The sequence below is a fragment of the Rhizobium sp. CIAT894 genome, from assembly GCF_000172795.2.
Classification (GTDB): Bacteria; Pseudomonadota; Alphaproteobacteria; order Rhizobiales; family Rhizobiaceae; genus Rhizobium.
Window position 1 is genome coordinate 1388949 of record NZ_CP020947.1, and the last position, 25887, is coordinate 1414835.

At 61.9% G+C, this 25887-nt stretch carries 26 protein-coding genes; 7 read left to right on the forward strand and 19 right to left on the reverse strand.

All coding sequences use genetic code 11. The annotated features are described in order from the left end of the window. Positions 1-71 precede the first annotated feature (71 nt). Positions 72-836 (forward strand): SOS response-associated peptidase, encoded by a 765-nt coding sequence (locus tag RHEC894_RS06930; RefSeq protein ID WP_085736733.1) that lies wholly within the window; start codon positions 72-74, stop codon positions 834-836. Positions 837-895: 59 nt separating this feature from the next. On the opposite strand, the gene RHEC894_RS32890 is transcribed toward RHEC894_RS06930, so the two are convergent. From RHEC894_RS32890 to RHEC894_RS06950, 5 genes are all read right to left on the reverse strand, one after another. Further along, on the reverse strand, positions 896-1042 hold the full coding sequence (locus RHEC894_RS32890; RefSeq protein WP_164517671.1) for a hypothetical protein: 147 nt from the start codon (positions 1040-1042) through the stop codon (positions 896-898). 308 nt (positions 1043-1350) lie between these two features. Continuing rightward, positions 1351-2196 (reverse strand): CDP-diacylglycerol--serine O-phosphatidyltransferase, encoded by an 846-nt coding sequence (gene pssA / locus RHEC894_RS06935; protein ID WP_085736734.1) that lies wholly within the window; start codon positions 2194-2196, stop codon positions 1351-1353. Positions 2197-2213: 17 nt separating this feature from the next. Then, on the reverse strand, positions 2214-3164 hold the full coding sequence (locus RHEC894_RS06940) for a phosphatidylserine decarboxylase (RefSeq protein ID WP_348630127.1): 951 nt from the start codon (positions 3162-3164) through the stop codon (positions 2214-2216). Beyond that, positions 3062-4939, reverse strand: coding sequence for an ABC transporter ATP-binding protein/permease (locus RHEC894_RS06945; RefSeq protein ID WP_085736736.1), 1878 nt, complete (start codon positions 4937-4939; stop codon positions 3062-3064). The genes RHEC894_RS06940 and RHEC894_RS06945 overlap by 103 nt, the downstream gene beginning before the upstream one ends. Positions 4940-5151: 212 nt before the next feature. Then, positions 5152-7185, reverse strand: coding sequence for a LysM peptidoglycan-binding domain-containing protein (locus RHEC894_RS06950; RefSeq protein WP_085736737.1), 2034 nt, complete (start codon positions 7183-7185; stop codon positions 5152-5154). Between the two features lie 155 nt (positions 7186-7340). On the opposite strand from RHEC894_RS06950, the gene RHEC894_RS06955 reads away from it, so the two are divergent. Then, positions 7341-7964, forward strand: a complete 624-nt coding sequence (locus RHEC894_RS06955; protein ID WP_085736738.1) for a TIGR00730 family Rossman fold protein — start codon at positions 7341-7343, stop codon at positions 7962-7964. 44 nt (positions 7965-8008) lie between these two features. On the opposite strand, the gene RHEC894_RS06960 is transcribed toward RHEC894_RS06955, so the two are convergent. Beyond that, positions 8009-8944, reverse strand: a complete 936-nt coding sequence (locus tag RHEC894_RS06960) for a LysR family transcriptional regulator (protein ID WP_010068653.1) — start codon at positions 8942-8944, stop codon at positions 8009-8011. An 88-nt stretch (positions 8945-9032) separates the two neighbouring features. On the opposite strand from RHEC894_RS06960, the gene RHEC894_RS06965 reads away from it, so the two are divergent. From RHEC894_RS06965 to RHEC894_RS06975, 3 genes are all read left to right on the forward strand, one after another. After that, positions 9033-9926, forward strand: coding sequence for an MBL fold metallo-hydrolase (locus RHEC894_RS06965; protein WP_085736739.1), 894 nt, complete (start codon positions 9033-9035; stop codon positions 9924-9926). Continuing rightward, positions 9883-10926, forward strand: a complete 1044-nt coding sequence (locus tag RHEC894_RS06970) for an alpha/beta fold hydrolase (protein WP_348630128.1) — start codon at positions 9883-9885, stop codon at positions 10924-10926. The genes RHEC894_RS06965 and RHEC894_RS06970 overlap by 44 nt, the downstream gene beginning before the upstream one ends. Before the next feature lie 92 nt (positions 10927-11018). After that, entirely contained in the window at positions 11019-11951 is a 933-nt protein-coding gene (locus tag RHEC894_RS06975) for a hypothetical protein (RefSeq protein ID WP_085736741.1), read from the forward strand. A gap of 33 nt (positions 11952-11984) precedes the next feature. Here RHEC894_RS06975 and rarD read toward each other — a convergent pair whose 3' ends face one another. Then, on the reverse strand, positions 11985-12902 hold the full coding sequence (gene rarD / locus RHEC894_RS06980) for an EamA family transporter RarD (RefSeq protein WP_010069117.1): 918 nt from the start codon (positions 12900-12902) through the stop codon (positions 11985-11987). A 300-nt stretch (positions 12903-13202) separates the two neighbouring features. Here rarD and RHEC894_RS06985 point away from each other — a divergent pair, with 300 nt between their 5' ends. Continuing rightward, entirely contained in the window at positions 13203-13682 is a 480-nt protein-coding gene (locus RHEC894_RS06985; RefSeq protein ID WP_010069118.1) for a GNAT family N-acetyltransferase, read from the forward strand. 18 nt (positions 13683-13700) lie between these two features. Here RHEC894_RS06985 and cimA read toward each other — a convergent pair whose 3' ends face one another. The 6 genes from cimA to cysS form a co-directional block, all read right to left on the reverse strand. After that, positions 13701-15317 (reverse strand): citramalate synthase, encoded by a 1617-nt coding sequence (cimA, locus tag RHEC894_RS06990; protein ID WP_085736742.1) that lies wholly within the window; start codon positions 15315-15317, stop codon positions 13701-13703. Positions 15318-15528: 211 nt separating this feature from the next. Continuing rightward, positions 15529-16491, reverse strand: coding sequence for a prolyl aminopeptidase (pip, locus tag RHEC894_RS07000; RefSeq protein ID WP_085736744.1), 963 nt, complete (start codon positions 16489-16491; stop codon positions 15529-15531). Continuing rightward, complete coding sequence (locus RHEC894_RS07005; RefSeq protein ID WP_085736745.1) at positions 16488-16964, reverse strand: GFA family protein; 477 nt, start codon at positions 16962-16964, stop codon at positions 16488-16490. Before RHEC894_RS07005 ends, pip begins: the two co-directional genes overlap by 4 nt. Further along, positions 16961-17449, reverse strand: a complete 489-nt coding sequence (locus RHEC894_RS07010) for a GFA family protein (RefSeq protein ID WP_085736746.1) — start codon at positions 17447-17449, stop codon at positions 16961-16963. The genes RHEC894_RS07005 and RHEC894_RS07010 overlap by 4 nt, the downstream gene beginning before the upstream one ends. Continuing rightward, complete coding sequence (locus RHEC894_RS07015; protein ID WP_085736747.1) at positions 17446-17922, reverse strand: GFA family protein; 477 nt, start codon at positions 17920-17922, stop codon at positions 17446-17448. The genes RHEC894_RS07010 and RHEC894_RS07015 overlap by 4 nt, the downstream gene beginning before the upstream one ends. A 208-nt stretch (positions 17923-18130) precedes the next feature. Then, the gene (gene cysS / locus RHEC894_RS07025) at positions 18131-19522 is read right to left on the reverse strand and encodes a cysteine--tRNA ligase (RefSeq protein ID WP_085736749.1); all 1392 of its coding nucleotides are present in this window, start codon (positions 19520-19522) and stop codon (positions 18131-18133) included. 399 nt (positions 19523-19921) lie between these two features. On the opposite strand from cysS, the gene RHEC894_RS07030 reads away from it, so the two are divergent. Continuing rightward, a complete protein-coding gene (locus RHEC894_RS07030; protein WP_089152727.1) occupies positions 19922-20626 on the forward strand; it encodes a GH25 family lysozyme in 705 nt (234 codons plus the stop codon). Positions 20627-20636: 10 nt separating this feature from the next. Here the strand turns inward: RHEC894_RS07030 and RHEC894_RS07035 are convergent, their stop codons facing one another. From RHEC894_RS07035 to RHEC894_RS07060, 6 genes are all read right to left on the reverse strand, one after another. Next, positions 20637-21377, reverse strand: a complete 741-nt coding sequence (locus tag RHEC894_RS07035; RefSeq protein WP_003578324.1) for an SDR family NAD(P)-dependent oxidoreductase — start codon at positions 21375-21377, stop codon at positions 20637-20639. 77 nt (positions 21378-21454) lie between these two features. Beyond that, the gene (purF, locus tag RHEC894_RS07040; protein ID WP_085736751.1) at positions 21455-22945 is read right to left on the reverse strand and encodes an amidophosphoribosyltransferase; all 1491 of its coding nucleotides are present in this window, start codon (positions 22943-22945) and stop codon (positions 21455-21457) included. Positions 22946-23195: 250 nt separating this feature from the next. Beyond that, positions 23196-23816 (reverse strand): CvpA family protein, encoded by a 621-nt coding sequence (locus RHEC894_RS07045; protein ID WP_010065216.1) that lies wholly within the window; start codon positions 23814-23816, stop codon positions 23196-23198. A 90-nt stretch (positions 23817-23906) separates the two neighbouring features. Further along, positions 23907-25307, reverse strand: a complete 1401-nt coding sequence (radA, locus tag RHEC894_RS07050) for a DNA repair protein RadA (protein ID WP_085736752.1) — start codon at positions 25305-25307, stop codon at positions 23907-23909. Then, the gene (locus RHEC894_RS07055; RefSeq protein ID WP_348630140.1) at positions 25307-25633 is read right to left on the reverse strand and encodes a type II toxin-antitoxin system RelE/ParE family toxin; all 327 of its coding nucleotides are present in this window, start codon (positions 25631-25633) and stop codon (positions 25307-25309) included. The genes radA and RHEC894_RS07055 overlap by 1 nt, the downstream gene beginning before the upstream one ends. After that, on the reverse strand, positions 25614-25871 hold the full coding sequence (locus RHEC894_RS07060) for a type II toxin-antitoxin system ParD family antitoxin (protein ID WP_085736754.1): 258 nt from the start codon (positions 25869-25871) through the stop codon (positions 25614-25616). The genes RHEC894_RS07055 and RHEC894_RS07060 overlap by 20 nt, the downstream gene beginning before the upstream one ends. Positions 25872-25887: the final 16 nt, after the last annotated feature.

A 25887-nucleotide genomic window follows, 5' to 3' on the forward strand; every position in this document is an offset into this window, starting at 1 on the left:
AAATCATTCCGCTTTCAGGCCGATAGGCTGGGCGCCTTGACCGGGCACGAGCCGGGTGCAAAGACAGACCGATGTGTGGACGTTTCGCCCTGACAATCTCCAGCGCCGACCTGCGCGATTTCTTCTCCGGTCTTGATCTCGACGATTTTCCGGCGCGCTACAATATCGCGCCGACGCAGCCGATCCTCGTCGTCATGTCGGGCGAGGGCAGGGAGCAGGGCAGCAATTTGCCCGACCGGCGTGCCGTGCTCGTGCGCTGGGGCCTGACGCCCGGCTGGGTCAAAAATCCCCAGGACTTCCCGCTGCTGATCAATGCCCGCTCCGAAACCGCGATCGGCAAGGCCTCCTTCCGCGCGGCCATGCGCCACCGCCGTGTGCTCATTCCAGCCTCCGGCTTCTACGAATGGCATCGCCCGTCCAAGGAAAGCGGCGAGCGGCCGCAGGCCTATTGGATCCGGCCGCGCCGGGGCGGAGTCGTCGCCTTTGCCGGGCTGATGGAGGCATGGTCCTCGGCCGATGGCTCCGAAGTCGATACCGGCGCGATTCTGACGACGTCGGCCAATGCAGGCATATCGGCAATCCACGATCGTATGCCTGTCGTCATCAAGCCTGAGGATTTTTCGCGCTGGCTCGATTGCAAGACGCAGGAGCCGCGCGAGGTGGTCGACCTGATGCGGCCCGTCCAGGACGATTTCTTCGAGGCCATCCCGGTCTCCGACAGGGTCAACAAGGTCGCGAATATGGGGCCGGACTTGCAGGAACCTGTCGTCGTCGAAAAGCCGCTGAAGGCGCCCGAGAAGCAAAGGCCTGACGACGGCCAGCTCAGTTTCTTCTGAAAACGGTATGCGCCATTTTCACTCGGCGCCCTGTCCTTTCCGGTTGGAAGCGCAGCACTTTAGGCGGATTTCTTGACGCTGCCTGGCTTGTTCTTCGCCATCAGCGATGCTGCGACAACGGCCTTGAGGCCGACCGGGCGATAGTTGGCGGCGAGGTCAGGCTTGGCGGTCTGCTGTTCACCGGCACTGCTCTTCTTCGAAGTCACGATACTCTCCTTACCTGGATCTTCCCTGGGTATTTTGTTTTTTGAAGTTTCATCACGAATAGCGACGAAATGGGGACGCGGCTTATCAGGATTTGTGAACGCGCACCATAAATCGCGAGGCTTAACTGAAGCCTACGTTGGTTAATACTTACTGAAGGGAGCGGTTCCAGGAAAAGTGCGAAGGCAGTTTTCTGGGGAAAGCGCGCGAAACAGCTTCCCCGGTCAAGCACAGACTTTCCCGGGGACCCGTCGCGATGAGGGCGAGAAGCATTTCCGTCGTTCGCAAAAAATCGGGAAATGCTCGAAGATCAGATGTGCCGGCCGATGTCGTCGTCGCCGACGCCGGGTTCCTCGATCGTCAGCGTCCCGTATTTGCGCCGCCATCTCCGCGCGCCGAAGGGAAGCGAAACGAGGTAGGCGGCAACGGTGAAAACCATCACCTCCCATGTGTAGCTCATCAGCAGAGCCACATAGAGCACGACGCCGAGCATCATCGGCAGCACGAGATCGCGCCGCAGGCGGTTGCCTTCCGATTTGCCGGACCAGACCGGCAGCCGGCTGATCAGCAGGAAGGCGATGGCGACGGTGTAGATCGACGAGAGGTAGGCAAACGTGCGATCCGTCACCAGCCCGAGGAAGCCGAGATAGACCGGCAGCAGCACCAGCATGGCGCCGGCCGGCGCCGGCACGCCGACGAAATATTCCGATTGCCAGCTCGCCTTGTTGTCGCGTTCGGCCATGACGTTGAAGCGGGCAAGACGAAGCCCGGCGGCGATCGCATAGATCAGGGCGGCGATCCAGCCGAGCGAGCGGGCCTGGTCGAGCGCGAAGACATAGACGACGAGGGCGGGTGCGACGCCGAAATTGACGATGTCGGCAAGCGAATCCATCTGCGCCCCGAACTTCGAGGTCGCCTTCATCAGCCGGGCCACGCGCCCGTCGATGCCGTCGAGGAAGGCGGCGAGCAGCACCATCGAGACGGCGAGTTCGTAACGGTTCTCGAAAGCCAGCCGGATGCCGGTCAGCCCGGCGCAGATCGCCAGAATGGTGATGAGGTTCGGAAAGACGAGACGCAGCGGGATTTCGCGCAGCCTCGGGCCGCGGGCGGAATCATCCGGCCCATTGGGCTCGAAGGGCGGAAAAGGCGTTTCCATATCGCGTTCCAATCTTCCTAGCTGCGGCGGCTGATGACAGGGCCTTTGGCGGAGGCGAATTCGGCGATAACCGTTTCCCCGGCAACCGCCGTCTGGCCGAGCGAGACACGCGGTGCCGCACCGGCCGGCAGGAACACGTCGAGCCGCGAGCCGAAACGGATCAGTCCGAAGCGCTCGCCGGCATCGACCGGCTCGTTGGGGTTTGCCCAGCAGAGGATGCGCCGCGCCACGAGGCCGGCGATCTGCACGACGCCGATCTGGCCGTGGCGGGTTTCGATCACCAGCCCGTTGCGTTCATTGTCCTCGCTCGCCTTGTCGAGCTCGGCATTGACGAAGCTGCCGGAGCGGTAGTTGATGCTGACGACGCGCCCGCGCATCGGCGCCCGGTTCACATGGCAGTTGAAAACATTCATGAAGACCGAGATGCGCAGCATCGGCTCGGAGCCGAGGTTCAGCTCGGCCGGCGGGGTCACCATCTGGATCGCCGAGACCTTGCCGTCGGCGGGAGAGATCACCAGATCGTCGTCCTGCGGGGTTACGCGTTCGGGATCACGGAAGAAATAGGCGCACCACAGCGTGAAAATCATGCCGATCCAGAAGAGTGGCTTGAAGATCCAGCCCAGGACCAGCGACGCGACGAAGAAGGCGGCAACGAAGGGATAACCCTCCTTATGCACGGGGACGATCGTGTTGCGAACCGTGTTGAACAGGCTCATGCTGCCGGTCTCCTTGCGTTGTCGTTTTTTGCTGGTTAGCGAAAAACAGTCTCCGGGGCAATGCTGTGGCCCCGGCACTGGTTCCGACGCCGGGGTTCTGAACAACAAAAGCCTGCCGGCGCCGTTCTCCCGTTCCGCTTTCTCGTGGTTCAACTGGCCGGAGCAAGCCGCGTGATCACGCCGAGATCGTCGCTTTCGCGCACCTGCTTCAGATGTTCCTCCGCCTGTGTCGCCTCGCGCTGGCGGTTCCACATCGAGGCATAGAGGCCGTTCTGTTCGAGCAGGGCGGCATGCGTCCCGCGCTCGGCGATCTCGCCACTTTTCAAGACGATGATCTCGTCGGCGCCGATGACGGTCGACAGCCGGTGGGCAATGACCAGCGTCGTGCGGTTTTTCGACACCATGTCGAGCGCCGTCTGGATTTCCCGTTCCGTCGTCGTGTCGAGCGCCGACGTCGCCTCGTCGAGGATCAGGATCGGCGGCGCCTTCAGGATGGTGCGGGCGATCGCCACCCGCTGCTTCTCGCCGCCCGAAAGCTTCAGCCCGCGTTCGCCGACCTTGGTTTCGAACCCCTCGGGCAGCGCCTCGATGAAATGCGCGATCTGCGCCACCTCGGCCGCTGCAAAGACTTCGCCGTCGCTGGCCGACGTGCGGCCGTAGCGAATGTTGTAGGCGACCGTGTCGTTGAAGAGCACGGTATCCTGCGGCACCATGCCGATATGAGAGCGCAGGCTCTTCTGCGTCACCCTGCGGATATCCTGGCCGTCGACGGTGATCGTGCCGCTCTGGATATCGTAGAAGCGATAGAGCAGGCGCGACAGCGTCGATTTGCCGGCGCCCGACGGGCCGACGACCGCAACCGTCTTGCCGGCCGGCACCTCGAAGGAAATGCCCTTCAGGATCGGACGGGCCGGATCGTAGGCGAACTGCACGTCCTTGAAGGCGATCGCGCCCTGGCCGATCCGAAGCTCGGTCGCGTCAGTCGCGTCCTTCACCTCGGCTTTGACCTCCAGGAGATCGAACATCTGCTCGATGTCGGTCAGGCCCTGGCGGATTTCGCGGTAGACGAAGCCGATGAAGTTGAGCGGCGCGGAAAGCTGCAGCAGCATCGAGTTGACGAAGACGAAATCGCCGACCGTCTGCTCGCCGCGCTGCACGGCCAGCGCCGACAGCACCAGCATGATCGTCGTGCCGATGCCGAAGATGACGCCCTGGCCGAAGTTCAGCCAGCCGAGCGAGGTCCAGACATCGGTCGCCGCCTTCTCGTAGCGCTCCATCGATTTGTCGAAGCGTTTTGCCTCCATCTCTTCGTTGCCGAAATATTTGACGGTCTCGAAATTGAGCAGCGAGTCGATCGCCTTGGTGTTGGCGTCGGTATCGCTGTCGTTCATCGAGCGGCGGATGGCTATGCGCCAGTCGGAGGCGCGGATCGTAAACCAGATATAGGCCCAGACCGTAAAGGCGGTGACGGCGAGATAGGAGAAGCCGTAGCCCCACCAGAAGATCGCCGCCGTCAGCAGGAATTCGATGACGGTTGGCACCGAATTGAGGATCGTGAAGCGCACGATCGTTTCGATGCCCTTGGTGCCGCGCTCGATGATGCGCGAGAGGCCGCCGGTCTTGCGCTCCAGATGGAAACGCAGCGACAGCTCGTGCATGTGTACGAAGGTCCTGTAGGCGAGCTGGCGCACCGCATGCTGTCCGACGCTGGCAAACAGCGCATCGCGCAGCTGGTTTAGACCGAGCTGGATCAGCCGGGTGACGTTATAGGCGATGACAAGCGCGATGGCGCCGGCAAGCAGCGGCGGCACGGTGCCGGCAAGATCCATCCTGCCGTTCAAAGCATCAGTCGACCACTTGAAGAAATAGGGGACGAGCAGCAGCACGAACTTGGAGATCAGCAGGAAGACCGAGGCCCAGACGACGCGCATCTTCAGGTCGGTGCGGCCGGCCGGCCACATATAGGGCCAGAGGTTGAGAAGTGTGCGCAGCAGGTTGGATTCCGAGACTGTCTTGCTGTTTGCCATGCCTGTCTCCAGTCCGGATGGGACTTGCCGCGGTCGCGGCGCTTCGATGCCCGGCAAAGCGCGGGCCGTGGGACGTGCCTGAAAGCGTTTCCCGCGATCCTGAGTCGTCATCGCCAGATAGGGTGCCGGCCGGACGAATACAACAAGTGCGGGGTTCTGGAAAAGCCAAGCCGGGCGGTTATCCCGCCCGGCTTGACCGCCTCGGTTTGATGTTAGAGGTGCTGCTTGGAGAGCCGCTTGCGGTGCAGCTCTTCGGCATTCGGCAACGCATCCTTCGGCAGCCCGAAGATCTGGCCGGGACGGATGCGATCGGGGTCGACGATCTTGTCCTCGTTGGCGATGTAGATCGTCGTGTAACGAACGCCGAGGCCATAGGTGCGGCGCGAGATCTGCCACAGCGTGTCGCCGCGGCGAATGATGACCGCCGCATTGTTTGCCGTCAGCGGCGCCTGCTCGATCGTCTTCGGCTGATTGCTCCCGACCTCGTTGGCAGCGGGTGCAGTCGGCTGGGGTGCCGCAGTGAGCTCGGCGATCAGGCTGCCGAGCTTGTCGAGTGCTGCGCCGACAGACTTCGCATCCCCGGGCAGGCTCTGCAGCAGCTTCAGCGCATTGCCGGCGACCTGCGAGGCGGAGCCGGATGTTTGCTTGAAGGCGTCCGGCGCATCGGCCGCCGGGCGGAAGTCGGCGACGGAGCGCAGCGCGAATTCCGTTGCCGAGCGCGCTGCCGCAAGCTGTTCGGCGCCGGGCAGCTTGCCGTCGGCAAACAGCCCCTTCAGCAGGCCGAAGGCCTTGCCGGCTTCGGCCTTGCGCTTGCCGAGCTCGCCCTCGTCGAGCGGCACCATCGTGGAAGCGCCATCCGCGTCGGCGGGACCGGCTTGCGCGGCGACCCTGACTTGATCGCCGGCCGGGCGATTGAAATTCACCGCTGCGCGCACGATCACCTTGCCGACGGGATCGACGACATCGACGCGGATCTTGTGGTCGCCGACCGAAAGCGCCACCACGCCGTCGATGACGAAATGGCCGTCGGAACCGGCCGTGTCCTGGCCGACGAGGCTGTCGTCGGCATAACCGATGACCTTGGCGTTGGAGCGCGTCGTGCCGGCAATGAAGATCTTGTCGCCTTCGATTTCGACGGCATTGACCATCACATCGGGTGCATTCGTCTTGTCGGGTGCGGCGGTGCCGGGAATGGCCGGTGCCGTCGCAGCATTATCGGAAGGGGCGTTACTGAGGTTCGGCGTCTGCAGCGCCAGCTCGCCGGTTGCGGGCGCAGCCGCGGTCTCACCCGCCGCCGGCTGGTCCGCAGTCGGCGCTATCGGATTGGAGGCATCGGCGACTTCGGTTCCGGCCTTCGGCGCGGTGATGATGCGGCTCGCCGCGCCGGGTTTGGAGACCATGGCGAGCAGATTGGCGCCATTGCCGTCCTTCGGCACGGAAATGGTCGCGACCTCCTCGGAAAGCGTGCTCTTGCCGTCCTTGCCGGTGAACTTGAGCACGAGCTGGTGGTCGCCGGCCGAAAGCGGATCGTCGAGAACGGCAGCGAAATCGCCGCTCGCACCGACATCGGCCGTCGTCACCACCTTCTCGCCGTCAAGCACCTCGAGCTTGCCGTTCGGTTCGGCGGAGCCGGCAATCACCGTCGAGCCGTCGGGCTCGACGCGCAACACGTCGAAGGCCGGAAGCTTCGGGCCGGCAATCGCCGCGGCGTTGTTTGCAGCAGGGGCGGGCTCGGGCGCGCCGGTCAATGCCGCCTCGGCCTTGACGATGGCGACAAGCGCATCGGCAATGTTCTCCGGCAGCGTCTGGACGATGGCGAGCGCCTTCGCGCCGCCTTCCTTAGCCTTGGTCGCAATGGTCTGGGTCGCGGGATCGAGCCCCTCGGGGATTGCGAAATCGGCAAGAGCGGTCAGCGCCTTGACAGCCTTGGTCTTGGCGGCGGTGAAGACATCGTCGGCCGGGCCTTTGCCGTCGGCAAACAGCGCCTTGAGTTCACTGAGCGACAGGCCGGCATCCGCCGACAGGCGCCCCACCTTGTCGGTGACAGCAGCCGCGTCCGCGACGGTCGAGCGCGATGTCTTTGCCGCTTCGTTAACCGTGTTCTTGAGCTCCGTGCTCGCCTGGTTGATGGCGTCGCCGACCTTGGCTGCATCGCCGCCGATGCGCGGCATGACGAAAAACACCATCAGTAGGATTGCGATTACGAGGACTGCAAGGGCCAGCAAGCCGGCACGGTTCTTCATCATTATGTCTCCCCAGGCGGCAATTTGCCGTAGTAACGAAAATTGCTAGCGATTCCCGTTGCTTTTCACAAGCATTCAAAGCAATTAGGCAAGCTAGGCATGCTGCTTTTCAGTCAATTTTCTTGACTGCATTGAAATGGAATAGTTGTTTGCCCCCTATGACCGAGCAATCTGTATCGATTCGATCCATCTGCGTTTACTGCGGCTCCAGGCCGGGACGCGATCCCTCCCACATGGCGGCCGGGCGTGCTCTCGGAAGAGAGATCGCCGAATACGGCCTGCGCCTCGTCTATGGCGGGGGCACCAAAGGCATCATGGGCGCGGTTGCAAGCGGGGTGCTTTCAGGCGGCGGTCAGGTGACAGGTATCATTCCCGAATTCCTGATCGATATGGAAGCGACTCGCCACTCGCTCGGTCAGCTCAACGAACTTATTGTAACCCCTGACATGCATGCGCGCAAACATACGATGTTCGAGCGTTCCGACGCTTTCGTCGCGCTGCCCGGCGGTATTGGCACGCTGGAAGAGATCGTCGAGATCATGACCTGGGCACAGCTCGGTCGTCACGAAAAGCCGATGGTCTTTGCCAACATCAACGGTTTCTGGGATCCGATGATGGAACTGATGCGTCATATGACCGACGAAGGCTTCCTGCACACCGCCCACCGGGTGCAGCCGCTCGTCGTCGACGAGATCTCCGGCATCATTCCGGCAATCATGGCCCAGGCAGCCCAGCTCGCCGCCGATCGTGACGGCGAGGATGAGGTGATTTCGAAGATGTAGGTGGCGTAGCAGCCCCCGGAGCGCCCGCCGTTTCGCGGGCAAATTCAGCTATAGGCCGAAACAAGCTGCGTCACCTGAGATCGCATCCATCGATTGGCGGGATCATTGTCGCCTGCCGCCGACCAGACCATCGATATCGGGCTCACCATTAGATCAAGGGGAACTTCGGCCACCGCCAAGCCGAACAGACCGGCATACCGCTTCACAATTCTGGTCGGCAGAGTTGCAATCAGGGGCGCTTCGACGACGGCGGTCAGCACGGTGAGGAATTCCGGCGCTGCCACAGAGACGTCGAGCCGCACGTTGATCCGCTTCAACGCATCATCAATGCAACCTTCGATGGCGTCCTTCTGGGAAACCAGGGCATGCTTCAGCCCGATATAGACGTCACGGTCCAAAGTTTCGGGAATATCAAGAAGCTTCGGATTGTAGCAACACATCAGCGACTGCTCGAACAGTAGGCTTCGCCGATGTCTGTTGTTGCCGTCATCGTAGCAGCCGACGCCGAGGTCGATGACATTGTCGTCCAGAAGCTTATGGACCAGCTCGGGGTCGACCGCTCGCGCAAGCACTCTGATACCGGGGGCCGTCTCATTCAACATAGCGGCGAGACGCGGCACGAGCAGCACCTCAAGCTCGCTGGAAAAGCCGATGCGGAATATCTGCTCGGCCTCGCCCGGCTCGAAGGTCGCAGGGGTTACGATTGCCAGCTGCGTGCGACTGAGTATCTGCTCCACGGCTTCGGCGAAGCGCAGCGCCCGATGGGTCGGCTGCATAACCTGGCCGACACGCACGAACAGCTCGTCCTGAAGCAGGGTCCGGAGAGTGCCGAGATTGTGGCTCATGGCAGGCTGCTGGATTTTCAGCCGGACAGCCGCCTTCGTCACGCTCCGCTCCTTCATGAGCGCATCGAAGGCGACGAGCAGGTTGAGGTCGAAAGACCACAAATTGAAATGATCGATGGAGACAATTTCATTCATCGATTTGATCGTTGCACGAATTTTCCCTACTGTCCATAGCCATCAGACAGCGCTGTCCCGGTTCCAGTTCAACTTGAAAGGAAGTTCCATGAGCGATCTTGGAAAGGAATATCGTATTGCCGGCGTGACGGTCAGAAAGGTGCAGGAGCAGTATCTGCACAACGTTCCGCCCTCATTTCTCTACCCGACTGCCGGATCCGAGGAGATCAAGGCGATCGAGCCACGTCTTTCCGCCGTCGATATGGAAGAGGGCCGCGATGCCCTTGTGGTGAGCATCCATAGCTGGCTTGTCAGGACGGCCGACCACGTCATCCTCATCGACACGGGCTCGGGTAACGATAAGGAAAGACCGCGCAATCTCGCCTTCCATCAGCAGACCATTCCGTTTCTCGACAGGTTGCGCCAGGCAGGTGTCGAGCCCGAAGACGTCGACTTCGTCATAAATACCCATCTCCACGTCGATCATTCCGGCTGGAATACCGTGCTTGAGGACGGAAGATGGATCCCTACTTTCAAAAACGCACGCTACGTCTTCCCGCGCGCCGAGCAGGAATATTATGCGTCGACTGCAAGCCACAACGACGTCAATATTCCCAGCGCCGGCGTCTATGAGGATAGCGTGCGGCCGGTGATCGAGGCGGGGCTTGCCGATTTCATCGACGGTGCAGCCGATCCTTTCCTGAAACACTTTACCTTCTTGCCGACGCCTGGGCACAGCATCGGCCACATGTCGGTTCTGCTGAAGGCGGACAATCAAGCGGCAATCTTCGCCGGCGATGTCATGCACCATCCGATCCAGGTGGAACGGCCCGACCTCAACACGGTCTTCTGCGAATTCTTGGATCAGGCTGCCCAGTCCAGACGGCGCGTACTCGAACTCGCTGCCGATAATCACGCCATGTACTTCTCCACGCACTTTCCCGGTTCGTCTGCTGGATATGTCACCCGCGACGGCGAAAAATTCAGGTGGTCCTATGTCTGACAACAAGCTCGCATCTTCAGCTTTTGACGCCGGCGAGATCGTCTTCGACGAGCATTATGTTGATAGCGGAACCGACGGCATCAAGCTCTATCTCCGCAATAAGCGAAGGAAGGATCACAAAGTCTTTCTCGCGGCTAAAACGATCGTGATGGTGCACGGGGCGACCTTTTCGTCAGGAAGTCTTTACGACGTTCCGTTCAACGGGATGTCCTTCATCGACTTCCTCGCTCATCGAGGCTTCGATGTCTTTGCGGTTGATGTCCGGGGCTATGGAAAATCGACCCGCCCGCCGGAGATGCAGGCGGCGCCCGATCTCAACCCCCCGCTTGTCGCCACGGACACCGGCGTCGCCGACTTCGCGACGGCTATCGATTTCGTCCTTCGACTTCGCGGCCTGAAGGCTGTCAACGTCTTTGCAATGTCGTGGGGCGGTACCGTGGCCGGTGCATATGCTGCGCGCAACTCCGACAAGCTCGTCAAGCTCGCCTTGCTCGCGCCGCAATGGCTCAGTGACGTTGCCATCCCCATCGATCAGGGCGGCGCCCTCGGCTCCTACAGGCTTGTTCCCGTCCATGCGGCCCTGGCGCGTTGGCTGGGCACCGCACCCGAATATGCGCGTGAACATCTTGTGCCTGAGGGCTGGTTCGACCTCTGGGCCGCACTGACCCTCTCGGAGGAGCCGTCGCAGGCCGACAGAGAGCAAGGCAAACTCCGGGCCACCAACGGGCCGATCCAGGACATCCGCACCTACTGGAGAGCTGGAGCTCCCTATTATCGACCAAGCGAGATTCGCGCGCCGGTGCTGCTGTTGCACGGCGAATGGGACGTCGACGTCCCGCTCGATCTGGCGCGGGCCTATTTCGAGCAACTGACCGGCGCCTCCTATAGGCGATGGGTGGAAATCGGGGAGGCGACGCATCTCGCCCTCATGGAGAGCAACCGCGTGCAGGTCTATTCCGAGGTTGCCCGCTTCTTCGAGGAAGATTTCAAACCGGAATAGAGTCTGAACGGCGTGGCTCCGGATCGAATCCGGAGCCCGCTTCCGCCATCAAGCCGGCCGCGCGTTCACCGTCCATCAAACCAGTCGTTCTCATGACAATTCTGATCACCGCCATCCTGGATGCCGGACGAAGTGCCGTCGACATCGCCATATTCACCTTTCTGCCGCTGATGATCGTGACATTTTCGCTGATGCGCTATCTCGAGGGCATGAGCGCACTGCGATCAATCGCCGGCAAGGCCAACCCGCTCTTTAGACTTTTCGGCCTGGACGGTTTTGGGGCCTTGGCGATCATCCAACTCAGCCTCGTAAGTTCGGCTGCCCCGGTTGCTGCCCTGTCGCTGATGGCGCACAAAAGAACATCGGAGAAATTTATGGCCGCCGCCTTTGCGGCAGTGCTTGCGGCGGCGCCGGCAAATGCCAGTTTCCCGCTCGCAAGTATCGGTATCGATCCGGGCTTGATCATAATAAACGGCGTTTGCGGAGCGCTCGTTGCGTCCACTCTCGCCTGTTGGATCGTTGGGCGCCGTTCCTTGCCCGGAAAGCCCTGTTCCTGCGACAGGGTGGATGACCACGACCTGGCGAGGCGCGATCTGCTGGCGGCAATAAATCGCGGTGGCGCAGATGCCATCGGCGTCGTTTCTGCGATCCTGCCGGTGCTCGTGATCTCAATGGCTCTGGTAAGGCTTACCGAAAGCACAGGCGCACTTTCCGCCTTCACGTGCGCTGCGCAGCCATTGCTTCAGCTGCTCGGCGCCTCGCAGCAGGATGTCCTCTTCCTGCTCACAAAGTGCCTGGCAGGATCGAGCGCAGCGGTCACCCTGTTGCTTAGCGCCCACAAGGAACTGAGCCTTCCACCGGAGAAAATCATTCACGGATCCGCATTTCTGCTAAACCCTCTCGATCTTCCCGGCCTTTCCATTCTTGTCGCTTCGGTGCCGGCGCTCCGCTCGGTGGCGGGGGTTGCCGTCTTGAGCGCATTGACTGGGATTCTCGTCCGCACAGCGCTGCTAGCCTGGCTTTGAGCCAACGCTCCGGCTCGCGATTAGAGAACGGCGCTACATCCTTCCGCGGCTTCCCTTCAGCATCGACCAGCTATAGAGGAACAGCCCCGCCCAGATCAGCGCGAAGGCGATCATGCGCGCCGTGCCGAGCGGCTCTTGGAAGACGAAGACCGCGATCAGGAAGATCATCGTCGGCGCGATATACTGCATGATGCCGATCGTCGAAAGCTTCAGGAGCTTGGCGCCGTTGGCATAGATCATCAGCGGCACGGCGGTGATGACGCCGCAGCCGAGCAGCAGTGATGTGTCTGCAAGGCCGGTGCGATAGAGATGGCCCTGGCCGCTGCCGAATTCGAGATAGAGGATATAAATGAGGGCAGGGCCGCTCAAGATCAGCACTTCGAGGAAGAAGCCCTGGTTCGGCCCGAGCGGCAGCGTCTTGCGGAACAGCGCATAGAAGCCCCAGCTGATCGCCAGCGTCAGCGCCACCCACGGGATGCCGCCGCTATCGAATGCGAGAATGGCGACGGCAAGGGCCGCAAGCGCGATCGCCGCGATCTGCAGCGGCTGCAGCTTCTCCTTCAGCAGCACCGCGCCCAGAAAGATGCTGAACAGCGGATTGATGAAATAGCCGAGGGCGGCATCGAGCGAATGGCCGGCGCCGATCGCCCAGACATAGGTGCCCCAGTTGACGGTGATCAGCGAGGCGGTGAGCGCTGCCATCGCCAGCATGCGCGGCGAGCGCAGCGCTGTCGCTATATCATTGGTGCGCCCGAGCACGATCAGCACAATGCCTGCCAGCGGCAGCGACCAAACGATGCGATGGGCGATCACCTCGGCCGGCGGAATATGCGCCACCGCCTTCATGTAGATCGGCAGGAAGCCCCAGAGCAGATAGGCGGTCAGCGCGAAGGCGAAACCGCGCGGACTGTCTTCGTTCTTGGCCAGCGGAACGGATACATCGGTCGACATCGGGCGTTTCCATCTTTGTTCTTCTTCTGATCCGGCCTAGCTTAAGCGCCGTGAATAGGCCAATTCATTTCGTTGAATAAAGGCTAAGAGGATTTGAAGCGGATGGGGAAGAATGAACGGATGATAGTGGCAAAGGCTGGTATCGGCCTCCAAAAATCCGAAGCCTGTTCCAGATTGGGCGACAGGCGGACCAATCGAGGGAACAAACTCGCAAACCCGCTGGTGAGCTGCGCATTCAGTTGACAGGCCCGGCAGGTTCTTTCATCTGGAACGCCAAGCGCCAGATCAGGAGCCTCTCACATGACCCTTACCGTACGCCCGGCAACGCCTTCAGACGCGGCAACGATCCTGCGATTTGTCCGCGAATTGGCCGATTATGAAAAGGCGATCCACGAGGTCGAGGCGACCGAGGAGAGCACGCGTGCGGCAATCTTCGGCGACGGTTCTGTCACGCATGCGCTGATCTGCGAACGCGAGGGTCAAGCCATCGGCATGGCGGTTTATTTCTTCAGCTATTCGACCTGGCAAGCGAAGAACGGTCTTTATCTGGAGGATCTCTATGTAACACCGGATGCGCGCAGCTCGGGCGCCGGCAAGGCGCTGCTGCGGCGCCTGGCGCAGATCGCGCTGGAGAAGGGGTGCGGCCGCTTCGAATGGAGCGTGCTCGACTGGAACGAACCCTCGATCCGTGTCTACGAGGCGATTGGCGCGGAGCCGCAGAAGGAATGGATCCGCTATCGGATGACGGGCGAGACGCTTGTGGCGTTTGCCCGCGGTTAGCCGAACCGGCGGAACAGATTATTCCGCCGCGATCTTGCCGGCCAGTTGCCGGTTCTTCATCAGCTTGTAAATAACGGAATCCATCAGCGCCTGGAACGAGGCGTCGATGATGTTCTCCGAAACGCCGACCGTCCACCAGCGCACACCGTCGCTGTCGGTGGATTCGATCAGCACGCGGGTGATCGCTTCCGTGCCGCCATTGAGGATACGCACTTTGAAGTCGGCGAGCACCAGATCGTCGATCTCGTGCTGATACTTGCCGAAATCCTTGCGCAGCGCCAGGTCGAGCGCATTGACCGGGCCTTCTGCATCGGCAACCGACATCAGCGTCTGGCCCTCGATGGTGATCTTGACCACCGCCTCCGAGACGATCTTCACGCGGCCAAGACTGTCGAAGCGGCGCTCGATCATCACCCGGAAGCCTTCGATGGTGAAGAATTCCGGGATCGTGCCGAGCGTGCGGCGCGCCAGAAGCTCGAAGCTCGCATCCGCTCCCTCATAGGCATAGCCGATGGATTCGCGTTCCTTGACGATCGAGATCAGCAGGTCGAGCTTCGGATCGTCCTTGGCGACCTCGATACCGCGCCGCTTCAGCGCATTGATGAAGTTCGCCTTGCCGCCCTGGTCGGAGACCATGACCTTGCGGAAGTTGCCGACGCTTTCCGGCGGCACATGTTCATAGGTCTTTGGATCCTTCAGCAGCGCCGATGCGTGGATGCCGGCCTTGGTGGCGAAGGCGGAAGCGCCGACATAGGGCATCTGGTGGTCGGGCGAGCGGTTGAGCAGCTCGTCGAAGGCATGCGAGAGTCGGGTGAGGTTGAGCAGCCGCTCCTCGTCGATCGCCGTTTCGAAACGGGTGTTATAAGCGCTCTTCAGCGCCAAGGTCGGGATCAGCGTCACCAGATTGGCATTGCCGCAGCGTTCGCCGATGCCGTTCAGCGTGCCCTGGATCTGCCGGACGCCGGCTTCGACCGCGGCCAGCGAATTGGCGACCGCCTGGCCGGTATCGTTATGGGCGTGAATGCCAAGACACTGGCCGGGAACGCCGGCGGCGATCACCGCCTCGACGATCGCCCGCACCTCCGGCGGCTGCGTGCCGCCATTGGTGTCGCAGAGCACCACCCAGCGGGCGCCGCTCTCATAGGCGGTTTTCGCGCAGGCGAGCGCGTAGGCCGGATTGGCCTTGAAACCGTCGAAGAAGTGCTCGCAATCGACGATCGCTTCCTTGCCGGCGCCGACGGCGGCCTTGACGCTTTCGGCAATGCTTTCGAGGTTTTCCTCGTTGGTGCAGCCGAGGGCTACCGCGACATGATAATCCCAGCTCTTGGCGACGAAACAGATGGCGTCGCTTTTCGCCTGCAGCAGCCCGGCAATGCCGGGATCGTTGGAGACCGAAACACCCGCCCGCTTGGTCATGCCGAAGGCGACGAAGCTGGCCCGGCCGGTGCGCTTCTCGCTGAAGAAGGCGGTATCGGTCGGATTGGCGCCGGGATAGCCGCCCTCGACATAGTCGAAGCCGAACTCGTCGAGCATCGCGGCGATCGCAATCTTGTCCTCGACCGAGAAATCGATGCCGGGCGTCTGCTGTCCGTCCCGGAGCGTCGTGTCGAAGAGGTAGATCTTTTCCTTGGTCACCGCGATGTCTCCCAGGCATTAGATGCTTTTATCCGGGGCTTACCCCCCTCTGCCCTGCCGGGCATCTCCCCCACAAGGGGGGAGATCGGAAAATCGTTGCTCGCCAGTCCGGTCCATTGAGGTCTGGGCAAGGAGCCCACGCCCAGCCGATCTCCCTCCTTGTGGGGGAGATGCCCGGCAGGGCAGAGGGGGGGTGCCACGGCGTGCCGCATCAATCCAACTTCCCGGCGAACTTGTCCGTCGCCCGGATCAGCCGATCAAGAATGCCGGGCTCGGAGTAAGCATGGCCCGCGCCCTCGATCAGGTGGAATTCCGCCTTCGGCCAGGCCTTGTGCAGCCGCCAGGCATATTTTGCCGGGCAGGGCATGTCATAGCGGCCATGGACGATGACGCCGGGAATATCCTTGAGCCGGCCGGCATCGCGGATCAATTGTCCCTCGTCCATCCAGCCGGCATTGACGAAGAAATGGTTCTCGATGCGGGCAAAGGCGTAGGCGAATTCCGCCTCCTCGAACTTGCCGCTCGTCGAAGGTTCCGGCAGCAAAGTGATCGTTTCGCCTTCCCAGATGCTCCACGCCTGCGCGGCTTGAAGGCGCACATTCCTGTCCTCATGCGTCAGGCGGCGATGATAGGCATGCATCATCTCATGCCGCTCTTCCGGCGGAATGGGGGCGATGAAGCGCTCCCATTTGTCGGGGAACATCTCCGAGACGCCGAACTGATAGTACCAGTCGAGCTCGGCCTTGGTCAGCGTATAGATGCCGCGCAAAATAAGTTCGGAGACCCGCTCCGGATGCGTCTCGGCATAGGCGAGCGCCAGCGTCGACCCCCAGGAGCCGCCGAACACCTGCCACCTTTCGACGCCGGCCATCTCTCGCAGCCGCTCGATATCGGCGACGAGGTGCCAGGTGGTATTGGCGTTGAGATCCGCATGCGGCGTCGACCTGCCGCAGCCGCGCTGGTCGAACAGCATGACGTCGTAGAGATGGGGGCCGAAGAGCCGGCGATGGGCGGGTGAGAAGCCGCCGCCCGGGCCGCCATGCAGGAAGACGGCCGGCTTGGCGCCAGGCGTTCCCGAGCGCTCCCAATAGATCACATGGCCGTCGCCGACATCGAGATGGCCGGAGGCATATGCTTCGATCTCGGGATAGAGCGTGCGCAGTCTCTCGGTCATATTTTCACGCCTTTCGCGGGCCAGACTGAAGTATCGTGGTCGGGATGCTGGAAGGAGATGATTGCCTCCTGCCGCGCGTAGAAATCCTGATCCTTCAGCACCGGCGCCTCGAAGATCTCTTCGACCCAGGGCAGGCGGGCATCGTAATTGACCTGGATCTGCGGCGCGAGATCGCTGCGGTCGTCGAAGGTGCCGATGGCAAGCTCCAGGCCACCCGGATGACGATAGGTCATGGGCGTGCCGCAATTGCTGCAGAAGCCGCGGTCGATATTGACCGACGACTGGAAATAACTCGGCGCGCCGCGCGTCCATTCCATCCCGTCCTCGGGCGCGGTGACCAGCGCGGAGAAGAAGCCGCCGAACTGTTTCTGGCACATGCGGCAATGGCAGATCGAGGGTCGACCGAGCGCGCCTGATATGCGGAAGCGCACGGCGCCGCACTGGCATCCGCCTGTTCTGATTTTATCCGTCATGGGGTTTCTCCGGGTGGCCAGCTTTTCGTATCATGGTCGGGATGCTGATGGTTGCTTGCCGCGATCGTATCTTCGCGCTCGGACGTGTCCGGCTCCGGTTCCAGCGGCAAGCCGTCGATCTCGTGAAACCAGGACATCTTGCGGCCGGTATTCGACTGCATCAACGGCTTGACTGCATCGGGATCATCCAGCGAGCCGAGCGCGATGTTGATGAAGTCCGTTTCCGGAATATCGTAGAACAGCGGCGTGCCGCAATCGCCGCAGAAACCGCGTCGCACGAGATCGGACGAGCGGAACCATTTGGGCTCCGCGCGCGTCAATTCGAAATCCTGACGCTTGGCCGCCGCCAGCGGCAGGAAATAATTGCCGGCCGCCTTCTGGCACATGCGGCAATGGCAGATATGGGGATAGCCGAGTTCGCCGCGCGCGCGATAACGAACCGCGCCACACTGGCAGCCGCCCGTATGCCCTGCCGTTTTCGTCATGCGCGATCCTCCGGCGGCCAGACCGGGGTATCGTGGTCGGGATGCTGATAGGAAACCAGGTCATGCAGGAAGGAACCCGCCGCCAGATCTGCCTCGGTTCGCTCCGCGGGCAGTTCGTGCAGATGGTCGACGAAGCCGAGCTTGCCTTCCACACCCCATTGGATGGTCGGGGGCAGCAACGAGGGGTCGTCGAATGCGCCTGCGGCAATGGCCATTCCATCCGGCGCTTCATAGGTCAGCGGCGTGCCGCAACCGGCGCAAAAGCCGCGCTCGACGAAATTCGAGGAGCGAAAAGTCTTGCGCTGCCCCCTGGTCCATTCGAACTCCATCCCCCGCACAGAAACCAGCGGCGCATAATAGCCGCCGAATGCCTTCTGGCACATGCGGCAATGACAGATCGACGAATCCGGCGGCATCCCTCGCGCCCGAAACCGGATCGCCCCGCATTGGCAGCCGCCGGTGTAGGTGGTCATCGATTTTTCCTCCGCGGGGTTTCAGAGCTAAAAGCCAAGACCCCTCCCAACCCTCCCCACAAGGGGGAGGGCTCTCTCGTGGCGCCGTTTTCGCTTCCGCTTCGAATGTTTGCGGTTGCGGCGAGGTCGTTTCGGAGCCGCGCGGCTCTGTAGCCCCTCCCCCTTGTGGGGAGGGGTTGGGGAGGGGCCTTATCCCCGGACACCGCTCTCACCGCTTGACCTCCCACGTCGTCACCCGCTCGCCGGTCGCCGCATCCTTGCCGTCCTTCAGCTGGATGCCTTTCGCGGTCAGCTCGTCGCGGATCTTGTCGGCCTCGGCAAAATTCTTCGCCTTCAGCATTTCAAGACGCATGGCGACCAGCGCATCGACCGCCGCTGCGACGGCCTCGTCGATTTCGGCTTTCTTCGGCAACAGGCCGAGGAGGGAAGCCGTTGCGGCAAATCGGGCGGCAGCGGCGGGATCGCTATGGGCGGCCTGCGCCAGCGCATGCAAGGCCTGCACCGCCGCCACCGTGTTGAGGTCGTCGGCGAGCGCATTCAGCACGGTCTCGTCAGGTTCGGCATTCCCGGGCTCCGTCGCCGGCCATTTGGCGAGCAGGCGTTCGGCTTCCTCAAGCCGCTTGATCGAAAAATCGATCGGCTCGCGGTAATGCGTCATCAGCATGGCAAGGCGCAGCACTTCGCCCGGCCATTTGCGGCCGCCGAAAACCTCAGTATGCAGCAGGTCGTGGATGGTGACAAAATTGCCTTCGGATTTCGACATCTTGCGGCCTTCGACCTGCACGAAGCCGTTGTGCATCCAGACATTCGCCATCACCTCGGTGCCGTGGGCGCAGCGCGACTGGGCGATCTCGTTTTCATGGTGCGGGAAGATCAGGTCCAGCCCGCCGCCGTGAATGTCGAAGACATCGCCGAGATAACGCCGGCTCATCGCCGAGCATTCGATATGCCAGCCGGGCCGGCCGCGGCCCCAGGGGCTCTCCCAGCCGGGTTCGTTGTGGCTCGACAGTTTCCACAGCACGAAATCGCCGGGATTCTTCTTGTGCGCATCGACGGCGACGCGGGCGCCGGCTTGCTGCTCATCGAGCGGGCGCTTCGAAAGCTGGCCGTAATCCGCCATGGATTTGGTGTCGAACAGCACTTCGCCGGCTGCGACATAGGCATGGCCGTTGCCGATCAGCTTCTCGATGATCTCGGTCATCTCAACGATATTGTCGGTCGCCCGCGGCTCGACGGTCGGCTCCAGGCAGCCGAGCTCGGCGACATCGGCGTGAAACTGCGTCTCGGTCTTTTCGGTGACGGCGCGGATGGCATCGTTCAGCGGCAGGCCCGGATGATCTCTCAACGCCCGCGCATTGATCTTGTCGTCGACGTCGGTGATGTTGCGGGCATAGGTGACGTGATCCTCGCCATAGATATGCCGCAGCAGCCGGAACAGCACGTCGAAGACGATGACCGGGCGGGCATTGCCGATATGGGCGAAATCATAGACGGTCGGACCGCAGACATACATGCGGACATTGTCGGGATCGATCGGCGCAAAGACCGATTTTTCCCGTGTCAGCGTGTTGTACAGCTTCAATTCCGGCATGCCGCCCATTCCACTCTCCCATAAGCACAACTAGAAAAACATCGCGACCGGCGGGCCGGGGCGTTTCGCATCTGACTATTTGGGAGACGAAAACGGCCGGGCCAGCGCGTGCGCTAGCGAATAATCTTCCGGCAGATAATGCAGGTAACCGTTTTCATGGCGCGATTTATGGCGTGGGAATGGCATTTGGTCAAGAGGGGCGCGGAGCGATGCGGCGGCAAGTGAAGCGACTTATCCGGCACCGCGAACGCAAGGACGAACTGCCCGCGAAGACAGAGTACGCGTCCTGAGGCTCGTCCGCCACTTTCACGGCACAAATCGCAAATAGCCAGTTGGCAGGCTGCTGAAAAATAGGGGGAATGAGTGAGAGCCTTGCTCTGGGGAACGATCGGAGCGACATCAATTCTGATGGTCGCATTCGCTGCTTATTTCGCATACGATTTCGGAATGCTTCGTTTCAACAATCCGTCTTTATCAAGCCATCCGATCCAAGGCATCGATGTCAGCCATCACCAGGGCGATATCGATTGGAAGACGGTTGCCGCGCAGCCGAACGTGCGTTTTGCGATAATGAAGGCGACCGAAGGCGGCGACCACAAGGATTCCAGGTTCGCCGAGAACTGGCAGCGCGCCGGAGAGGCCGGCGTGGTCAGAGGCGCTTATCATTTCTTCACTTTCTGCCGCCCGGGCAAGGATCAGGCGCAGAATGTCCTGGCGACCGTGCCCAAGCAGGCGGGAACCCTGCCGATCGCCGTCGACCTTGAGTTTGTCGGCAATTGCAACAAGGTCCCGACGCTCGATGAAATGGCGACCGAGGTGAACGCCTTCTTCACCGAACTCAAAGACACCTTCCCGGAAAAGCCGATTTTCTACGTCACGCAGGAATTCTTCGATCAATATCTGAAGGGCAATGAAGCCCGCTTCCCCGAGCATTACCTCTGGCTGCGAAGCGTCTTCAAGGAACCTGCGCAGGAAGGATGCAGTCGTTGGTCGATCTGGCAGTTTGCCGACAATGGCGCAGTGGACGGTATTCGGGGAGCGGTGGACCTCAATGCGCTGTGCCCGTCGGAAACGGGCTTGGCGCACCTGTTCCCAGCCGTTGCAGCCAAGTGAGACGTCCGGCCTATTCCGGCAGCCGGTAATCGACGAGCTTGTTTTCCCGCACGATGAACAGCTTGCCCGTCTCGGTCACGCCGGGGCCGAGCAGCGGCAGGATCGCCTTGGCGACCTCGGAAGGATGCGGCAGCGTCTGCGGATCTTCACCCGGTACGGCCTGCGCCCGCATCGCGGTGCGGGTCGCGCCGGGATCGACGCTGGTGATACGCAATGGCGTTGACTGGCTCTCGCCGGCCCAGGTGCGAGCCAGCGCCTCGACGGCGGCCTTGGACGCGGAATAGGCGCCCCAGAAGGGACGGCATTTATGGGCGGCCCCGGAGGACAGGATGACGGCGCGGCCGGCATCCGAGCGGGCAAGCAGCGGATCGACCGAGCGGATCAGCCGCCATGTCGCGGTGACGTTGATGGTCATCACCTTTTCGAACACCTTCGCCTCGATATGGCCGATCGGGGAAATGACGCCGAGCACGCCGGCATTGGCAACGAGGATATCGAGCTTGCCCCAGCGCTCGAAGATAGAGCCGCCGAGCGCGTCGATCGCATTCATGTCGGCCAGATCGAAGGGCACCAGCGTCGCCGTGCCGCCGACGGCCTTGATCGCGTCGTCGAGATCCTCAAGACCGCCGACCGTGCGGGCGCAGGCGATGACATGGGCGCCGGCCTTCGCAAGTTCCAGCGCCGTAAAGTAGCCGATACCGCGCGACGCACCGGTGACGAGTGCGATCTTGCCCTCAAGATTGATGTTCATCTGCTCCGGTTCCGGATCTGCTTGCGAAGGAGAGGGGCGCGACAGCCCCTCGGAGGGAAATCAAAGGAGCAAACGGCTCAGCCGTTGCTGGCAAGCATCGAAAGCTTGTTGCCCATCGACTCGCCATTCTTGTCGAGCAGGCGGGTCGGGTAGTCACCGGTGAAGTAGTGGTCGGTGAACTGCGGGCGAGCCGGATTGCGGTCCTCGCCGCCGACGGCGCGGTAAAGCCCGTTGATCGACAGGAAGGCAAGCGAATCCGCGCCGATATATTTGGCCATGGCCTCGACATCGGCATACTGGTTTGCCAGCAGCTTGTCGGCATCGGGCGTGTCGATGCCGTAGAAATCCGGGAAGAAGATCATCGGGCTTGCGACGCGCAGATGAACTTCGCGTGCACCGGCTTCGCGGATCATCTGCACGATCTTCAGCGACGTCGTGCCGCGCACGATGGAGTCATCCACCAGCACGACGCGCTTGCCTTGGATCATCGCGCGGTTGGCGGAATGCTTCAGCTTCACGCCGAAGGCGCGAATCTGCTGGGTTGGCTCGATGAAGGTGCGGCCGACATAATGGTTGCGGATGATGCCGTATTCGAAGGGGATACCGCTTTCCTGCGCATAGCCGAGAGCAGCAGGCGTGCCGCCATCCGGCACCGGCACGACCACGTCGGCCTCGACGGGCGATTCCTTGGCGAGGTTCATGCCCATGTTCTTGCGCGTCGTATAGACGTTGCGGCCGCCGACGACCGAATCCGGCCGGGCGAAATAGACATATTCGAACAGGCAGAGGCGCTCCGGCTGCGGCTTGCTGGGCTTGCGTGCATCGATGCTGATCGAGCCGTCCGGCTGGATTTCGCAGATGACGACTTCGCCGTTCTCGACGTCGCGGATGAACTTGGCGCCGATGATGTCGAGAGCGCAGGTTTCCGAGCAGAAGATCGGCTTGCCGTCGAGCTCGCCCATGACGAGCGGGCGGATACCGGTGGGATCGCGCGCCGCAATCAGCTTGGTGCGCGTCATCGCGAGCATCGAATAGCCGCCTTCCATCTGGCGGATGGCATCGATGAAACGGTCGGAGGTCGAAGCATGGCGGGAGCGGGCGATGAGATGCAGGACCACTTCGGTATCGGAGGTCGACTGACAGATGGCGCCGGTCGCGATGATCTGGCGGCGCAGCGTCAGGCCGTTGGTGAAATTGCCGTTATGGGCAATGGCGATGCCGCCTTCCTCAAGCTCGGCAAACAGCGGCTGCACGTTGCGCATCGCCACTTCGCCTGTCGTGGAGTAGCGCGTATGGCCGATCGACATGCTGCCGGGCAGGCGGGCGAGCGTCATCGGATTGGTGTAGTGATCGCCGACAAGGCCCATATGGCGCTCCTGGTAGAAGCGCTTGCCGTCAAAGGAGACGATACCGGCCGCTTCCTGTCCGCGGTGCTGAAGCGCATGCAGGCCGAGAGCCGTCAGTGTGGCGGCATCGGGATGTCCCAGAATTCCGAAAACGCCGCATTCCTCATGCAGCGTGTCTCCGTCGAGCGGATCGTCGGTCGGGAAGGAATGGGACTGGTTCATTTCTGCGGGCCTTTGCTCTCACAAGAATGGATCGGCATTTTCCAGAAATAACTGAAGCCCGGCGGAGCTGAAATGCCCTGCCGGACCCCACTGCATAATTCCTTAAATCGGAATCGATTTAAGGATAAAATTATGCAGAATTCAAAGTGCTACAGCGTCCTTTGCGCGTCTGAAAGACGCGCGGCGCTGTAGTTTACGTCCCGCTCAAATGGCAACTGCCGGAAGGCGGGTCAAGCACTTGAACACTGTGTCAATTCGCCGGCTGCTGTGCAGGCGCTGTCGGTGCGTCTTCCGCCGGCGCCTGGTCGCCCGTCGGCGGATTGGTGCCTTCAGCGCCGCCCTGTGCCGGCGGCTGAAGCTTATCACGGATGCTCGCCGGTATCATCTGGGCAAATTGCTCCGGCAGAACCGATTTCAGCTTCACGACCATCGAATCCAGGAAGGGCTTCGACTTCGCGTCGTTGACCCAGGCCGGGCGGTGATCGGCATCGACCAGCCAGTTCCAGAAGGCGACGGCGACGACCAGGAGCAACACGCCGCGCGCTGCCCCGAACAGGAAGCCGAGCGTGCGGTCGAGCGCGCCGACGCGGCTGTCGATGATGAAATCGGCGATCTTCATCGTGATGAAGGAGATGACGATCAGCGCGATCAGGAAGACGACCGCTGCCGAGCCGACGATCGCGATGCGGTCGTCATCGGTGTATTTCTTCGCATAGGGCAGCAGGTACGGATAGAGGTAATAGGCCGCCGCCGCCGAACCGCCCCAGCTCGCGATCGACAGAATCTCGCGCGAGAAGCCGCGGACCATCGCCAGCACGGCGGAGAAGAGCACGACGCCGATGACAATACCGTCGAAAATCGTAATGGGCATGTAATTTCAACTCCAGGACTGCCGCTTGGCGGCCGTGTCGTGCCTTATCGTGTGCCTCCTATATCATCACCAATCTTGGCAATGAAAGGATCAAACCTCGTCTTCCACACGCAGCGCCCCCTTCGACCCGGCGATGCGCGCGACCAGATCCGGCAGGCTTTCGACTTCGCTCCAGCGCCCGCCGGAGCCCTTCGGCAACTCGGCGGAGGCGGACGGAAGCAGCGCTGCGGAAAAGCCCAGCTTCTCGGCTTCCTTGAGGCGCTGGGCGGTGTGCGCAACCGGCCGGATGGCGCCCGACAGGCTGACTTCGCCGAAATAGACGCAATCGGCAGGAAGGGCAATACCGGCAAGCGAGGAAACGAGCGCCGAGGCGACGGCGAGATCGGCGGCCGGTTCGGTGATGCGGTAACCGCCGGCGATGTTGAGATAGACATCGTGCTGGCCGAGCCTGACGCCGCAATGGGCTTCCAGCACCGCGAGGATCATCGACAGTCGGGCCGAATCCCAGCCGACCACGGCACGCCTGGGCGTGCCGAGCGAGGTCGGCGCCACCAGCGCCTGGACTTCGACCAGCACCGGCCGCGTGCCCTCCATGCCGGCGAAGACCGCTGCCCCCGGCGATTTCTCGTTGCGCTCGCCGAGGAAGAGTTCGGAGGGGTTGGCGACCTCGCGCAGTCCCCTGTCGGACATTTCGAAGACGCCGATCTCGTCGGTCGGGCCGAAGCGGTTCTTGACCGTGCGCAGGATGCGGTAGTGATGGCCGCGATCGCCCTCGAAATAGAGCACGGCGTCGACCATGTGCTCGACGACGCGCGGGCCGGCGATCTGCCCGTCCTTCGTCACATGCCCGACGAGAACCATGGCGGCCCCGGTCTGCTTGGCGAAACGGATCATCGCCTGCACGCCGGTGCGCACCTGCGTGACCGTTCCCGGCGCGGATTCGGCAAGTTCGCTCCACAGCGTCTGGATGGAATCGATGATGACGAGATCCGGCCGCTTGCCCTCGGCCAGCGTCGCCAGAATATCCTCGACATTGGTCTCGGCCGCCAGCATCACGTCGGTATCGGCCGCCGCAAGGCGCTGCGCCCGCAGCCGGACCTGGGCCACGGCTTCTTCGCCGGAGACATAGATGATCTTGTGGCCGCGCCGCGCAAGGGCGGCGGCCGCCTGCATCAGCAGCGTCGATTTGCCAATACCGGGATCGCCGCCGATCAGCACTGCCGATCCACGCACGAAGCCGCCGCCGAGCGCCCGGTCGAGTTCCGACATGGCGGTATGGACGCGCGGCGCCTCCTCGATCTCGCCCGACAGCGCCGTCAGCGTCACCGGCCTGCCTTTTTTCGGTGTCTTGCCGGGACCGGAGCCGATCCCGCCCATCGGGTCTTCTTCGACGATGGTGTTCCACGCGCCGCAGTTCTCGCATTTGCCGGCCCAGCGGTTATGAACCGTGCCGCAGTTCTGGCAGATGAATTGTGTCCTGGCCTTCGCCATCAATGACTGCTTTCGATAAAATCTTCGGGTGAGGCGTCTTCCCGTCCATGCAGGACGCGCACCACATGAAGCTCGTCGTCTCGGACGACGAAATAGATGCAACGATTCTTGTAAACAATTGCTCTGAGATCAGGGCTCAGCCAACTGCGATTGACGCCTGTAAAACCAGACTGCGCAATCTGCTCGATCTTTTGGCTGATCTGGTCGAGGAGGCGCTTGGCGGCGATGGGATCGTCGCTTGCTATATAGCGGAACATCGATGTCAGATCGTCAATGGCCTTGCGGGAGAAGGTGAGGCGCCGGGGTTTAATTATCGGTCTCCGCAGCTTCTCGCAGAATAAACGCCGTCAGCTCCTCGGCACTGTCGAAAGAGACCACCCGACCCATATCGATATCGTCCTGGCCCTCTTTGATGAGCGCCCGAAGTTTCGCAATCTTCGTTTCGCGTTCGCGCAGAAGCTCAAGACCGGCCTGAACGACGTCATCGGCATTGTCATAATATCCAGCCTTGATCTGTTGTTCGACAAAGGCTTCTTCGGCGGCGTTGAGACGAATTGTCGTCATGGCGGTCTCCTTTGCC

Coding starts and splice junctions, on each gene's coding strand:
- RHEC894_RS07035 (WP_003578324.1), bottom strand. CDS start 21,377: ATGAACATCAATCTTGAGGGCAAGATCGCACTCGTCACCGGTGCGTCG.
- RHEC894_RS07005 (WP_085736745.1), bottom strand. CDS start 16,964: ATGACGGATAAAATCAGAACAGGCGGATGCCAGTGCGGCGCCGTGCGC.
- radA (WP_085736752.1), bottom strand. CDS start 25,307: ATGGCGAAGGCCAGGACACAATTCATCTGCCAGAACTGCGGCACGGTT.
- purF (WP_085736751.1), bottom strand. CDS start 22,945: ATGAACCAGTCCCATTCCTTCCCGACCGACGATCCGCTCGACGGAGAC.
- pssA (WP_085736734.1), bottom strand. CDS start 2,196: ATGGAAACGCCTTTTCCGCCCTTCGAGCCCAATGGGCCGGATGATTCC.
- cysS (WP_085736749.1), bottom strand. CDS start 19,522: ATGGGCGGCATGCCGGAATTGAAGCTGTACAACACGCTGACACGGGAA.
- RHEC894_RS07010 (WP_085736746.1), bottom strand. CDS start 17,449: ATGACGAAAACGGCAGGGCATACGGGCGGCTGCCAGTGTGGCGCGGTT.
- RHEC894_RS07045 (WP_010065216.1), bottom strand. CDS start 23,816: ATGCCCATTACGATTTTCGACGGTATTGTCATCGGCGTCGTGCTCTTC.
- RHEC894_RS06945 (WP_085736736.1), bottom strand. CDS start 4,939: ATGGCAAACAGCAAGACAGTCTCGGAATCCAACCTGCTGCGCACACTT.
- RHEC894_RS07060 (WP_085736754.1), bottom strand. CDS start 25,871: ATGACGACAATTCGTCTCAACGCCGCCGAAGAAGCCTTTGTCGAACAA.
- RHEC894_RS07030 (WP_089152727.1), top strand. CDS start 19,922: ATGGTCGCATTCGCTGCTTATTTCGCATACGATTTCGGAATGCTTCGT.
- RHEC894_RS06930 (WP_085736733.1), top strand. CDS start 72: ATGTGTGGACGTTTCGCCCTGACAATCTCCAGCGCCGACCTGCGCGAT.
- RHEC894_RS06970 (WP_348630128.1), top strand. CDS start 9,883: ATGTCACCCGCGACGGCGAAAAATTCAGGTGGTCCTATGTCTGACAAC.
- RHEC894_RS06955 (WP_085736738.1), top strand. CDS start 7,341: ATGACCGAGCAATCTGTATCGATTCGATCCATCTGCGTTTACTGCGGC.
- rarD (WP_010069117.1), bottom strand. CDS start 12,902: ATGTCGACCGATGTATCCGTTCCGCTGGCCAAGAACGAAGACAGTCCG.
- RHEC894_RS06960 (WP_010068653.1), bottom strand. CDS start 8,944: ATGAATGAAATTGTCTCCATCGATCATTTCAATTTGTGGTCTTTCGAC.
- RHEC894_RS07015 (WP_085736747.1), bottom strand. CDS start 17,922: ATGACCACCTACACCGGCGGCTGCCAATGCGGGGCGATCCGGTTTCGG.
- RHEC894_RS06950 (WP_085736737.1), bottom strand. CDS start 7,185: ATGATGAAGAACCGTGCCGGCTTGCTGGCCCTTGCAGTCCTCGTAATC.
- RHEC894_RS06985 (WP_010069118.1), top strand. CDS start 13,203: ATGACCCTTACCGTACGCCCGGCAACGCCTTCAGACGCGGCAACGATC.
- RHEC894_RS06965 (WP_085736739.1), top strand. CDS start 9,033: ATGAGCGATCTTGGAAAGGAATATCGTATTGCCGGCGTGACGGTCAGA.
- pip (WP_085736744.1), bottom strand. CDS start 16,491: ATGACCGAGAGACTGCGCACGCTCTATCCCGAGATCGAAGCATATGCC.
- RHEC894_RS06975 (WP_085736741.1), top strand. CDS start 11,019: ATGACAATTCTGATCACCGCCATCCTGGATGCCGGACGAAGTGCCGTC.